The sequence below is a fragment of the Nostoc sp. genome, from assembly GCF_036917635.1.
Lineage (GTDB): Bacteria > Cyanobacteriota > Cyanobacteriia > Cyanobacteriales > Nostocaceae > Nostoc.
Genome location: NZ_JBALCW010000042.1, coordinates 76,654 through 89,445, shown reverse-complemented (window position 1 = coordinate 89,445; position 12,792 = coordinate 76,654). Strand labels below are relative to the sequence as shown.

Annotated in this window: 11 protein-coding genes; 7 read left to right on the top strand and 4 right to left on the bottom strand. The window is 41.6% G+C overall.

What is annotated here, in order from left to right; translation table 11 throughout:
- Positions 1–27: 27 nt before the first annotated feature.
- Both V7K32_RS11755 and V7K32_RS11750 read right to left on the bottom strand, forming a co-directional pair.
- Positions 28–522, bottom strand: coding sequence for a hypothetical protein (locus tag V7K32_RS11755; RefSeq protein ID WP_334993307.1), 495 nt, complete (start codon positions 520–522; stop codon positions 28–30).
- 301 nt (positions 523–823) lie between these two features.
- Entirely contained in the window at positions 824–1,753 is a 930-nt protein-coding gene (locus V7K32_RS11750; protein ID WP_334993305.1) for an NmrA family NAD(P)-binding protein, read from the bottom strand.
- A gap of 191 nt (positions 1,754–1,944) precedes the next feature.
- On the opposite strand from V7K32_RS11750, the gene V7K32_RS11745 reads away from it, so the two are divergent.
- From V7K32_RS11745 to hisS, 5 genes are all read left to right on the top strand, one after another.
- Positions 1,945–2,712: a red chlorophyll catabolite reductase gene (locus V7K32_RS11745; protein ID WP_334993303.1), complete on the top strand. Its 768-nt coding sequence runs from the start codon at positions 1,945–1,947 to the stop codon at positions 2,710–2,712.
- 32 nt (positions 2,713–2,744) lie between these two features.
- Positions 2,745–3,800 carry a nitrilase-related carbon-nitrogen hydrolase gene (locus tag V7K32_RS11740; RefSeq protein WP_334993301.1) on the top strand — a complete coding sequence of 352 codons (1,056 nt, stop codon included), beginning with the start codon at positions 2,745–2,747 and terminating at the stop codon, positions 3,798–3,800.
- 186 nt (positions 3,801–3,986) lie between these two features.
- Positions 3,987–5,405, top strand: a complete 1,419-nt coding sequence (locus V7K32_RS11735) for an aldehyde dehydrogenase family protein (protein WP_334993299.1) — start codon at positions 3,987–3,989, stop codon at positions 5,403–5,405.
- A 229-nt stretch (positions 5,406–5,634) separates the two neighbouring features.
- The gene (locus V7K32_RS11730) at positions 5,635–6,081 is read left to right on the top strand and encodes a DUF3598 family protein (RefSeq protein ID WP_334993297.1); all 447 of its coding nucleotides are present in this window, start codon (positions 5,635–5,637) and stop codon (positions 6,079–6,081) included.
- 125 nt (positions 6,082–6,206) lie between these two features.
- Positions 6,207–7,595, top strand: a complete 1,389-nt coding sequence (gene hisS, locus V7K32_RS11725; protein ID WP_334993295.1) for a histidine--tRNA ligase — start codon at positions 6,207–6,209, stop codon at positions 7,593–7,595.
- A gap of 335 nt (positions 7,596–7,930) precedes the next feature.
- Here the strand turns inward: hisS and V7K32_RS11720 are convergent, their stop codons facing one another.
- Positions 7,931–8,935 (bottom strand): glycerate kinase, encoded by a 1,005-nt coding sequence (locus tag V7K32_RS11720; RefSeq protein WP_442938726.1) that lies wholly within the window; start codon positions 8,933–8,935, stop codon positions 7,931–7,933.
- Between the two features lie 26 nt (positions 8,936–8,961).
- Positions 8,962–9,294: a DUF565 domain-containing protein gene (locus tag V7K32_RS11715; protein WP_334993291.1), complete on the bottom strand. Its 333-nt coding sequence runs from the start codon at positions 9,292–9,294 to the stop codon at positions 8,962–8,964.
- A 555-nt stretch (positions 9,295–9,849) separates the two neighbouring features.
- Here V7K32_RS11715 and V7K32_RS11710 point away from each other — a divergent pair.
- Both V7K32_RS11710 and V7K32_RS11705 read left to right on the top strand, forming a co-directional pair.
- Entirely contained in the window at positions 9,850–10,485 is a 636-nt protein-coding gene (locus V7K32_RS11710; RefSeq protein ID WP_334993289.1) for a hypothetical protein, read from the top strand.
- A gap of 291 nt (positions 10,486–10,776) precedes the next feature.
- The gene (locus V7K32_RS11705) at positions 10,777–12,729 is read left to right on the top strand and encodes an ArnT family glycosyltransferase (RefSeq protein WP_334993287.1); all 1,953 of its coding nucleotides are present in this window, start codon (positions 10,777–10,779) and stop codon (positions 12,727–12,729) included.
- Positions 12,730–12,792: the final 63 nt, after the last annotated feature.

Below are 12,792 nucleotides of genomic sequence, written 5' to 3'. Positions count from 1 at the left end.
TAAATGTTAATTAGTGATTAACCAAGTTTAATATTTAACTTTTATTTCATCAGGATTAATCCCGAAAAGATTTCTTAAATACCCTATGGTTTGATATTGATAAATTTTAAAGTTTATTTCATTTATTTGTTTAATTTTAATTGTTCTACCATACATAAAGCCTAAATTAAAATTTATTAAATCTGATGTCGATAAATTATAAGGATATGGATATATAAATTTAGCAAAAAGTTTATAGATGAATAGATGTAGTTGATTAGTCTTTAAGTCATTACCCATTGTAAATCCAATTACAAAAGCCTCATCTTGAGGAGAAATACCTCTACCTAAAAGTATGTGAATATAATCATGATGGCGCAGACTAATTTTTCCAGGTAACGCCAATAGGCTATTAGGGTTTTCTAGTAACCAAATTATGAAAGGGATTTTTGGTTTATGTAAACTAAATATTGCTGAATGTACTTGTTTTAAATTCATTTCAGCTATGTCTAGTTGGAAAGTTTCATCTAAATCGAAAGCCATAGGTATACTAATAACAAAAGAACTAACTTATTAGTATTTGTTTTTATTCTGATTTGTCTATATTTACTGAGAAAGTTATTTTTATTTTTATAATTAAGTATAATAAAAAGTATTTTATATGAAGCTCCAGTATTATTACTTAATTTAGAGTAAGGGAAAAGGCATCTAAATGAAGAATCATCCACTGATCAGGTGTCATTGCGATCGCTCATGCAAAACTCCATCAACCGCCCAGCTTAATAAGTTGCTCTGAGCAACTGGTTAAATGTAGGCCAACTTTTGCCACAATGTACTAATTCAATTACAGACTCTCGTAGGTGAGTTCCGCATTTGCCCAGTTGGTTTCTGCGAGAAATTCCCTAAATGTGGTCAGAAGTCCAGGAAACTCCTCTTCTCGTAAACGCCCGACATCGGCTTGATAGCCTTGCTTGCGATACCACTGAATCAAATCGAACAGTTCTTTTTGCAGCAAGAGTAAGAAAATCCAGGCGGGTGTCTCTTTGTAGACAACTTTCATCCCCTGCGCTTGAGAAAATGCCTCTGCCATTTCAAGAGGAGTCAGCACATCGCCAGCTAGCTCAATTTCTTGACCAATATACTTGGTGGGATGTTTAATTACGTAAGCAGCAACACGGCCCATGTCCTTGGTTGTAATTAGATGAAGGGGCTTGTTTTGCTGAATAGAAAATGGGAAACTACCTTTGAGGATGGAAGGTCGCGTGTACTTCTTCCAAAACTCCTCCATAAACAAGCAAGCTCGCAACATGGTAGTCGGTAAGCCAGCTTCTTTGAGAATTTGCTCCACTTGGTACTTTTGCTCAATGCGAGGGATTCCTGAATTCCTGTCTGCCCCACCTGCTCCATTGTAGACAAAATGCTTAATGTCAGCTTGTTTGGCAACTTGTGCAACTCGCCTTGCTCTTTCCACCTCTAGCGGGTCAATTTTAGCGGAGTCCGCAGAAGTAGCATGGCAGTAAACAGCCGAAATTCCTGTAAAGGCTGCTATGAGGGAGGCTTCATCGTCGAGGTTGGCTTTTACCAGTTCAACTCCGGCATCGTTGAGTTTTGCAAGAGTTGGACGATTAAGGTCAATTTCTCTAGTGATGACTCGCATCTTTGTAACTCCCTGTTCGAGAAATCCCTTAATGACATTTCCACCTGTGCCGCCAGTAACTCCGATGAGTAAAACTTTATCAGTGTTTGACTCTGTGCGATCGGGGAAATTTGACATTCTCTCTTCTACCTGGAGTTCTTCATTTAAATTAAGTTTATCCAAAGACAAGAGAAGCAAACAATAATTGAAGAAAAATTCAGAAGTCAGAAGTCAGAATACATCCGTCTGGACAGAAGCTAGATGCTTGTGTTTTGTTTTGACATTATGCTTTGTTTGTATTAATTATCTAAAAAGGGTACATATAAACAATGTTTGAGCAGCAACCTAATGTAGACAGTACAGACTTATCTGAACAATTGTGGGGTTTGACAAACGAACTCCGTCAGAAAATAGACGCTCGTTTTGAATTACATCCAGACCCTTCTGTAGAAAATTTACAGCAATACAGCAGTCTCGATGGCAATATGAAGGGTTCGCTCACCGCTTTTTCCGGGAAAGAAATTGATTGGTTAGTGCATTCGTGGCTACGAAACCCTGAAAAATCAAACTTTAGCACCATGCGTCTCACTACTTGGTTGAAGTCGCATATTCAGGTTCCTCATTTGGCGTTTGAGTTTGGCACACTTCCGAATATTTTCTTTTATATAGATTACATCCCCCGAACTGAGCTTTTAAGCGATTTGGCATCTCTCGATCGCTACTATGAGCCAGTTAATCAAACATTTTTAAAGTTACAGGAAGATTCGCACCTCAAGGTATTTACCAGCAAAAGTCTGTATATTCGCTTATTTCAATCGCCTGTTAGCTTGTGCTACACAGGCCTACCTACTTTTGAGACCCTCGAACTGGTACGCACACTTGCACACGAAACACTCGATCGCTGGTTAACTTGGGTAGATGCAGCTGAACCTGTGCCAGAAGATGCACGCAGTGCTTTAGCGGCTCTTGATTTGGCGCTACGTCGTACCAGTGCTGAACGCGACCCAGGTAATAAATTTGTCACACAGATACTTGGATCTGAGTTGGCAGATAAACTTGTGCGTTCGCTTTGGGGTGGTGATCGAATTAGTCATTAGTCATTAGTCATTTGTCCTTAGTCCTTAGTCCCATGCCCATTAATCCAGAATCCTACCGAGCTTTAGCGCTGCAAGTTACCTGTCATGCAGTCAACCAAACAAATGATGCCTCCGGCGGGCTACGCCTACGCCAACAAGCGCGATCGCTCATGCAAAACTCTATCAACCGCCTAGCACAACAAATTGCTGCTAGTATTGCTTTCATCGGCTTTGATTGTCGTTTAATTGTACTGCCAGAATATTTCCTGACTGGTTTCCCGATGGGAGATTCTCTCTTAGGATGGGCAGAAAAAGCTTGTATAGAAATGGCTGGTGCTGAGTATGAAGCCCTTGGTAAAATTGCCCAAAAGCATAAAATCTTTTTAGCTGGTAATGCCTACGAACTTGACCCCAATTTTCCCGGATTGTACTTTCAAACCTGCTTTATTCTTGACCCCTCTGGCTCAATTATTTTGCGATATCGGCGGCTAAATTCCTTATTTGCTCCTACACCCCATGATGTTTGGGATAAATATCTTGACTGCTATGGTTTAGAGGGAGTTTTCCCCGTAGCCAAAACGGAGATCGGTAATTTGGCAGCTTTAGCATCAGAAGAAATTTTGTATCCAGAAGTGGCGCGGTGTCTGGCGATGCGAGGAGCGGAGGTTTTTGTCCATTCCACCTCGGAAGTATACAACAAAAACCTCACACCTAAAGACGCGGCAAAAATCACTCGTGCCGTCGAAAATATGGCTTATGTAGTTTCAGCTAATACCGCAGGCATCGCTAATATTGCCATCCCCATTGCTTCGGCTGATGGTGGTTCTAAAATCATTGACCATCGCGGAATCGTTTTAGCAGAAACAGGTGCAGGTGAAAGCATGGCAGCATTTGCCGAGATTGATTTAGGAGCATTACGCCGCGATCGCCGCCGACCAGGGTTAAATAATTTACTTTCCCGCCAACGATTTGAACTATACGCCGAAAGTTATCGCCAATCACACTTTTACCCAGCTAATACTATGCTGGAGGGAGAAGTAGACCGCAAACACTTCTTGCAAACACAGCAAGCCACCATTGAACGGTTAGCCAAACTGGGGATAATTTGAATTGGGAGGCAGGGGGAGCAGGGGGAGCAGGGGGAGCAGGGGGAGCAGGGGGAGGCAGGGGGAGCAGGGGAGGCAGGGGAGGTAGGGGAGGTAGGGGAGGTAGGGGGAGCAAGGGGAGAAGAATTAATAACCAATGAATGACAAATGACCAATGACCAATGACCAATGACCAATGACCAATGACCAATGAGTAATCCAATAGAAGTCCGCAATCCTCGAACTGGTAAATTTGACTACGTAATTATCCCGCCGCCTCCCAGGTTGCTGGCACAGCAATGTAAGCGCACCCGCAGGGCGCAAGTTAGCTGGCAGCAATTGGGTTTAGAGGGGAGAATTGAAGCCTTACAGCAGTGGAAGAAAGCGATATTATCAGGGCGCGATCGCTTGACGGAGGCTTTGGTAAATGATACAGGAAGATTTTCGACCTCAGTATTAGAAATAGACTCCTTTCTCTCTAGCATCGATCGCTGGTGTAAGTTAGCGCCGGAATTGCTGCTAGACTCTGCCAAAAACACAGCAATTCCATTTATCGCTTTGCAACAAACATCCGTTCCTTATCCCCTAGTTGGGGTAATTAGCCCGTGGAATTTTCCACTGTTACTGTCAACCATTGATACGATTCCGGCATTACTGGCCGGTTGTGCTGTGATTGTTAAACCCAGTGAAATTGCTCCCCGCTTCGTAGCACCACTGAAAACAGCAATCAGCGCTGTTCCTGAATTGCGCGACGTATTAACTTTTGTTGAAGGAGCAGGCGAAACTGGATCTGCTTTGATTGAAAATGTAGATTTGGTATGCTTTACAGGTAGTGTAGCAACGGGGCGAAAAGTAGCAGAAGCGGCTGCTAAAGGGTTTATTCCAGCTTTTTTGGAATTAGGAGGAAAAGACCCTGCGATCGTTTTAGAATCAGCCAATTTAGAATTAGCAACCTCAGCAATCTTGTGGGGTTCCGTCGTCAACACCGGACAGTCATGCTTATCAATTGAGCGAATTTATGTTGCTGAATCGATATTTGAAAAATTTTACCATCAATTAGTAGCGAAAGCCCATCGCCTTGGGCTAGCCTACCCCACAGTTGAAAGTGGAGAAATTGGCCCCATCATTGCCGAAAAACAAGCAGCAATTATTAGCGACCATCTTTTAGATGCAGTGGAAAAGGGAGCAGTAATTCACTGCGGTGGTGTAATTGAAGACTTAGGGGGGGGTTGGTGGTGTCGTCCGACAGTTCTCACCCAGGTTAATCATTCCATGAAAGTGATGACCGAAGAGACTTTCGGCCCCATTATGCCAGTGATGTCTTTTTCCACAGTAGAGGAAGCAGTCTCTTTAGCGAACGACTCAATTTATGGATTGAGTGCTGCTGTCTTTGCTTCACAAGCCGAAGCCTTAGAAGTTTCCCAGCAGATAGATGCAGGTGCTATTAGTATCAACGATGCTGCACTCACCGCCCTGATGCACGAGGGAGAGAAAAACGCCTTCAAATTCTCCGGTATGGGAGGGTCACGCATGGGCGCAGCCGCGCTGAAACGGTTCATGCGAAAAAAAGCTATTTTAATTAAAACTAACGCTACTAATGACCCTTGGTGGTTTGATAATGGGGAGTGAGCAATGCGATCATCAGTAGCTTATTACCAATCGGGCATTACTCGTCGCGGCCTTAGCGCCAGGTGACTCGATTTTAGAAAATGCCTTATTTAGTCAAGACTGGCATTTGCTGTCACTGGCTTAAAGACTCTAGACATTGTAATAAAAAACCCTGGTTGTACAGCGAAAACTTTTCCCGATTACTTTACTCGATTTTTGCAAATGTTAGAACAATAAAAGGTGAATTGTCATGTCAAATATTCGAGAAGGAATGCCCGTACTTGCCCGTCATCAAGGAGATTGGGTAGGAACTTATACAGTAATTGATACAACAGGAAAAACCCTTGACAGTTATCAGTCTCACTTAAGCTGTCAATTTCCAGAAAATAGCCCTCATCCCTACTACCAAATCAATCGCTATAAGTGGTCTGATGGTAAACAAGAAGAATATGAATTTCCAGGAAGCTATAAAGATAATAAGCTCTGGTTTGACACCGATCGCATCCAAGGTAAAGCTTGGGAAGCCGATGATTCAATTGTGATTTTGTGGTTTAGTTATAAAACAAACCCAGAGATGAGTTTATACGAAATGATCTACATTAGCCCTGACAATAACAATCGGGCCCGCACTTGGCATTGGTTTAAGAACAACAAAATTTTTCAACGCACTCTAATTCAAGAAGAACGGCTAAAATAGTAATTTCTTCGCTCAAAGATAATCACTGATTATTCTCCAGTCCGCCCAGGCGGACTTTGTTTGTGTAGCCACGATTTCCAGTCGTTAGGCTTTCGTCTCAAATTTCAACTTAATAAGGTACACGCATGGCCAAAGGTGACAAAATCAACTTTTCTACTCCTAGCGGTTTCCCAGAATTTCTGCCTAGTGAAAAGCGTCTAGAATTATATTTGCTAGATATCATCCGTAGAGTTTTTGAAAGCTATGGATTTACGCCTATTGAAACACCTGCTGTAGAACGTTTAGAAGTGCTGCAAGCTAAAGGAAATCAAGGCGACAATATCATTTATGGTATTGACCCCATCCTGCCGCCAAATCGGCAAGCCGAGAGAGATAAATCAGGCGAAACTGGTTCGGAAGCAAGAGCTTTAAAGTTTGATCAAACAGTTCCATTAGCAGCATATATTGCCCGTCACCTGAATGAGTTAACCTTTCCCTTTGCCCGCTACCAAATGGATGTAGTCTTTCGGGGAGAACGGGCGAAAGATGGGCGTTTTCGTCAGTTCCGCCAGTGCGATATTGATGTAGTTGCTCGTCGTGAACTCAGCTTGCTCTATGATGCTCAGATGCCTGCAATTATCACTGAGATATTTGAAGCAATAAATATTGGTGATTTTTTGATTCGCATCAATAATCGTAAAGTTCTTACAGGTTTTTTTAAGTCAGTGGAAATTACCGAAGACAAAATTAAATCGTGCATCGGTATTGTTGATAATTTAGAAAAAATTGGTGAAAGTAAAGTAAAAGAAGAATTAGAAAAAGAGGGAGTTTCAGAAGAACAGACTCAAAAAATTATTGATTTTATTAAAATAGATGGTTCCGTTGATGAAGTATTAGATAAGCTTAAGCATCTCGCCCAAAATTTGTCAAAAACCGAGCAATTAAGCCTGGGAGTTAGCGAATTAGAAACGGTAATTACAGGCGTGCGTAATCTCGGAGTTGCCGAAAATCGTTTCTGTATTGATTTATCTATTGCTCGTGGGCTTGATTACTATACTGGTACAGTTTACGAAACAACTTTATTAGGACATGAAGCTTTAGGTAGTATCTGTTCTGGCGGGAGATATGAAGAATTAGTTGGGGTATTTTTGGGTGAAAAAATGCCTGGTGTCGGCATTTCTATAGGCTTAACTCGCTTAATTAGTCGCTTGTTAAAAGCTGGTATTCTTAATACATTAGCTGCTACACCAGCCCATGTGATGGTAGTGAATATGCAAGAAGATTTAATGCCAACTTATTTAAAAGTTTCGCAACATCTGCGTCAAGCTGGAATTAATGTCATCACTAATTTTGATAAGCGCCCCTTGGGTAAACAATTTCAGCTAGCTGATAAACAAGGAATTCAATTTTGTGTAATTATTGGTTCTGAGGAAGCAGCAGCCCAAAAGTCCTCGCTGAAAGATTTGAAAACAGGTGAGCAAGTAGAGGTGCTACTGGTAAATTTGGCTGAGGAAGTTAAAATAAGACTTGGCTAATATACTTTTAACATTTCTTTTTCTCTCTGTGCTTTCTGCGTCTGGAGCGGTTCAAAAGCTTTTTATTTAACCACAGAGGCACAGAGAACACAGAGTCACGAAGTTAGCACTTACCCAAAAAGGCAGTACCTTGATTTTCCGTAGGGGCAATTCATGAATTGCCCTTACATTTGGTACTTGATGCGTAAGTCCTAGAAGTTAAAGAAGAGTTTTTTGAAGACTAATATTTTATTAGCTGACAAATCTTTTTTGTTGCAGCTTAACAAACTTGTTCAGTCAACCAGGAGTTAGCATAGCTTTTATATAAACCTTAACCTACAATTTGAAATTACAAATTACGAATTAGCCCGATCGCAATATACCTCACCAAAGCTATGATCGGCATGAATCTCAATCACCATATCAACCACTGTCGCATCTTTTACCAACGGTTTGATGAATAATTCCGGGTGAAGCGATCGCCAAAAATAATTGACAAATTGCTCTATCTCTGCATTGCTCATCCCCGATTTACCCTCAGCAATCATCTGCTGTTCCGCTTGTTTGCGCCACTCTAAAGAACAACGGTAATCAGTTGGATATAGCACAATTAAGCTGTCTAATCGCTCCCACAGTGGTAAATAATTGTAAAGACTATGATTAATATGACGGGCAAATGCTTTATCTTCATCTGTAATAATTGGCGGTGGTGCAGTCTCAAATATATCTGTGTTAATTGGCCGCACACCCACAAACCAACCTTCAAATAGTACAATATCTACATCCGTCACCATTTCTGGATTAGTGCGATCGCCAGCACCTCCAAAAGCAGATTTATCAAAGCGGGGAAGCATAACTGGGCTTTGCGACTGGCGGATTTGGTCTAGTACATTTAAACCTAAATCTACATCGTGGGTTCCTGGTGGTCCGCGCCAAATCAAGCGGGGATCTTGCTGTGTTAAAACCAAGCGATCGCTGTAAGTTTTATATAAATCATCCAAAGATAAGCTCACAGTCCGATATCCCAACTGTTCGAGAATCAAGCTGAGAACCTTGGACATTGTGGTTTTACCAGTGCCTTGTCCTCCCAATATTCCCTGAATCAGAGGGCGTTCTAACTGTTGGCGCTGCGATGCTAGTTTGATTCCCAACGGCAGCCACAAGTCCCACAATATTTGTAACATTTCCTGGGGTTCAATTTGAAAAGTAGTTTGGCAGAATTCACTAAAAGCTGGGAGAACAGATTTTAGTAAATGCGATCGCTTTTCTATCACCTCATCGACATTTTCCGGCGTGATCCCAAAAGCTTTTGCTCTCAACCCATCTCTTAACGCCGCTTCTCTTGCTTCCTGCTTCTCCATCTCCCTCATCCCCCTCATTTCTCATCCTACGATCCCAGCTTAAAGGCTTCGAGAAACAGGCTGAAGGTCAAACCAACTTTGAGGAGATTTAGTGAGTCTACCAAGAGCGATCGCCTTGACAAAAAGCTGCGACTATAAAATATCCTACTGGTAATTTCCGTCAACATTACTAAAAAAGCAGCTACCACAATATCCAATACACCCGCTTGACCGGCTGTAGTGGAAACTGCGTTTCCCAGAAAAAAACCAAACAAAAAACTAATTATCCGCAACGATAGTCGCCGCCAAGGATTTAAAAACCATTGCCCTAAGCGTGTAGCAATGGCATCGAATAAGTTATTGAGACGAGTGTTTTGCATCAGATAGACTTCTGGGAAAAAGTCAAGATATCTTAAAATATCTTTTATATTAAGGAGGATATTGGTTTTAACATCAGCTTGTTTGTTAATATTATAGATATCTGCTGGGCTTTGAGCGTTGATTCAAATTTGCACTATCATCTTTACGGAAGTCTAGCCCCTTAAAAGGGTATTTATTCTAACGCAAAATGAAATATGTATCTTAGATAAATCTAAGGGTTTGGCAAAAAACGCCTTGTTGGAGCCGCTAGTGGTTTCACTAAATTTTTATTTATACAAATGAATTGGCTGGCTCGGTATCTAATTTTCTTGTTTTTATCCAAGCCTACGGTCAAGACACAAAGCAATAGGTATTTGTACCCCAAGTTTATCAAATATCAAGGAAATTATTTCCTCCAGATATTTTCTAATCAAAATGATCATTATAATACATTAGTATCATTAATTTTAGGAAAGTTTATTTATATTAGACTGCTTTCTCTGATTCCCTTTTGGGATAATAGGCTACTATTTGGTCAAGCCTAAACAAAATATTTATTTCTAATAACTATCAATATGAAATTCTCATTATATCGTAACGTTGGTGTTACAGCTTCTTGCTTGGGACTGCTTGTTGCTCTGGTGGGATGCTTTGGAGTGAGCGTATCCTTTGAGTCCACAAAGCCAGATACATCTTCACAACCGCCAGATGAAACTACTCAGTGGGAGACGGCTTCCTCTACACGGGCTTCACCTGAAAAAGGTATTTCCGCTAGTCAATCTACTCCAGCAACTACCTCAACCAATCAAGTAGAACCTAATATTAAAGATAATACTTATCCTGTCTTGGCAGAGCGTGATAAATCAGCAAGCAAAAGCAAGGATCAAGGAACTTTGCGAATGAGCAATCAAACAAATCAGCCTGTACGGTTGGCTCTACTGGCGCGACAGTCGCTTGCAAAAGGCTCTGGTACTAAGCAGGCTAACTATGATGTACCGGCACATTGGGATTTTGCTCCCCAAGAAGGTAGTGATAAGGGACTGATTTTATCCCTACCTCAGAATAATTTAAGGCTGGAGAAGGGAGATATTTTAGTTGCTTTCGCAGAAGATGGTTCCCGTCGTTACTGGGGGCCTTATGTTGTCGGCGAAACTCAACTACCTAGATGGAATTCCCAAAACAGAGAATGGCAGCTAGTGCTGAGTCCATAGTCGATATTTAGTAGTACTAAGTAAGTGGGCGCAAATAATCATCACTGGCTCGTAGTTGCGCTTTAGCGAAGACAGCACGACTACGAGCCAAATACAGAGATTTTACTTTTCGTTACATAGTTTGATTTTATCTTGTCTACCTACTTAGTGTGTTGAAGAAGTTTTTCTGGCAACTTCAAACAACTGGCGTTACTGAACGGGAAAAAGTGTAATATTGTTGAATTTAAAACTCCGAAGAACAAAAGAGAGATAATCAACGACTATTGAGTAGTGATTGTTGACTATTGACTAATGAGCATGAAATTGAGTGTTAAGCACAATGTTGATCAGTGGTTCAACAAAATAGCCAAGAATCCAGCCCTTGGTAGAACTGTGTCGATTTTGTGGTTGATATTGATTGGCTGGATAGCTTTTGGGTGGAATTTGGGCAACATTGGTTTGATTGATGAGACAGAGCCGTTGTTTGCCGAAGCTTCCCGCCAGATGTTAGTTACAGGTGATTGGATAACCCCATTTTTCGATGGTGAGACTCGTTTCGATAAACCTGCTTTAATTTACTGGTGTCAGGCGATCGCTTATGCAATTATAGGAGTGAATGAGTGGGCAGTCCGCCTTCCTTCAGCGATCGCAGCCTTCGCCTTAATTTGTTTAGCTTTTTACACCATACAGTGGTATTTCGCTAAACAAGACGAATTAGAGCAAGTTTCACGTCCTAATCGCCGCTACAAAACATCTTTTATCGCAGCAGCGCTGATGGCACTCAATCCCGAAACTATTATTTGGGCGAGAACTGGTGTCTCTGATATGCTGCTCACCGGATGCATGGCATCAGCTTTATTATGTTTCTTTTTAGGGTACGCAGGGGGAGCAGGGGGAGCAGGGGGAGCAGGGGGAGCAGGGGGAGCAGGGGGAGCAGGGGGAGAAAGAATAACCAATGCCCACTTACTTGCCCTGAGCGAAGCCGTTCGCGTAGCGTCTCCAAGAGTTGGGATGCCCCATGCCCTATTCCCTAATAAGTGGTACTTAGCTTTTTATGTACTGATTGCTGGCGCAATTTTGACTAAGGGGCCAGTGGGAATTGTTTTACCAGGGCTAATTGTTGCCGCATTTTTGCTTTATGTGGGAAGGTTTCGAGAGGTGTTGCAGGAAATGCGCCTTCTGGTGGGTATGCTGATAATTTTAGGTTTATCAGTGCCTTGGTATGCTTTAGTAATTTGGCGCAATGGCTGGAATTACATTAACTCCTTTTTTGGTTATCACAACCTAGAACGCTTTACAGAAGTCGTTAATGGTCACTCAGCACCTTGGTATTTTTACTTTTTAGTAGTGCTGCTGGGTTTTGCGCCCTACTCAGTGTATTTACCACTCTCTATAGTAAGATTAAAGTTTTGGCAGCGATCGCACTGGCGATCCGTTGAACGTTTTCAGCAGTTTGGTTTATTCGCTTGGCTCTGGTTTGCTACCGTCTTTGCTTTTTTCACCATTGCTGTTACCAAACTCCCTAGCTACGTGTTGCCTTTAATGCCAGCAGCAGCCATTCTAGTAGCCCTATTGTGGAGCGACTTTTTTCAGGATACAGAGGCTAGACAAACAATTCCTGCTTCCCCCTCTTTTCTGCGAGTGAGTGGTTGGGTGAATGTAGTATTTTTATCAGTTCTGGCTACAGCACTATTTAACATAACCCAGATATTAGGTACCGATCCAGCTATAAGCAACTTCCACGAACAAATTCAACGAACTGGCTTACCAGTAATAGCCGGGGTAATGTGGCTGGTTTGTGCCGTTTTAGTTGCGGGTTTATTATTAAGTCGCCAATGGAAGCAGGTTATCAGTATTAATTTAATCGGGTTTGTGGCGTTTTTAATTTTTGTCTTAACCCCTGCTTCGTTCTTTATTGATCGAGAACGTCAATTACCCTTAAGGGAGTTGTCTGCTGTCATCCTAGAAACAAAACAACCAAATGAAGAATTGATCATGCTTGGCTTCAAAAAGCCTAGTGTGGTATTTTACAGCCACATTCATGTAAATTATTTAAAATTTCCCCAAGAGGCTATAGAACATATCAAAAACCAGGCTGCAAAAGGACTAAAACCTGCCTCAGTGCTGCTGTTAGCTGAACAGAAAAAGTTTTTACAAATGGACTTACAGCCAGATGATTACAAGAATTTATCAACCAAGGGTGCTTATAACTTGGTTCGAGTTCCTTTTAAGAAAAAGAAAAGCGAAAAAATGGATATTTCATAAATGGTCATTAGTCATTAGTCATTAGTCATTAGTCATTAGTCATTAGTCATTAGTCATTAGTCA

Bases quoted from the DNA above. Each gene is read 5' to 3' on its own strand.
- V7K32_RS11755 (WP_334993307.1), bottom strand. From the start codon at position 522: ATGGCTTTCGATTTAGATGAAACTTTCCAACTAGACATAGCTGAAATG.
- V7K32_RS11750 (WP_334993305.1), bottom strand. From the start codon at position 1,753: ATGTCAAATTTCCCCGATCGCACAGAGTCAAACACTGATAAAGTTTTA.
- V7K32_RS11745 (WP_334993303.1), top strand. From the start codon at position 1,945: ATGTTTGAGCAGCAACCTAATGTAGACAGTACAGACTTATCTGAACAA.
- V7K32_RS11740 (WP_334993301.1), top strand. From the start codon at position 2,745: ATGCCCATTAATCCAGAATCCTACCGAGCTTTAGCGCTGCAAGTTACC.
- V7K32_RS11735 (WP_334993299.1), top strand. From the start codon at position 3,987: ATGAGTAATCCAATAGAAGTCCGCAATCCTCGAACTGGTAAATTTGAC.
- V7K32_RS11730 (WP_334993297.1), top strand. From the start codon at position 5,635: ATGTCAAATATTCGAGAAGGAATGCCCGTACTTGCCCGTCATCAAGGA.
- hisS (WP_334993295.1), top strand. From the start codon at position 6,207: ATGGCCAAAGGTGACAAAATCAACTTTTCTACTCCTAGCGGTTTCCCA.
- V7K32_RS11720 (WP_442938726.1), bottom strand. From the start codon at position 8,935: ATGGAGAAGCAGGAAGCAAGAGAAGCGGCGTTAAGAGATGGGTTGAGA.
- V7K32_RS11715 (WP_334993291.1), bottom strand. From the start codon at position 9,294: ATGCAAAACACTCGTCTCAATAACTTATTCGATGCCATTGCTACACGC.
- V7K32_RS11710 (WP_334993289.1), top strand. From the start codon at position 9,850: ATGAAATTCTCATTATATCGTAACGTTGGTGTTACAGCTTCTTGCTTG.
- V7K32_RS11705 (WP_334993287.1), top strand. From the start codon at position 10,777: ATGAGCATGAAATTGAGTGTTAAGCACAATGTTGATCAGTGGTTCAAC.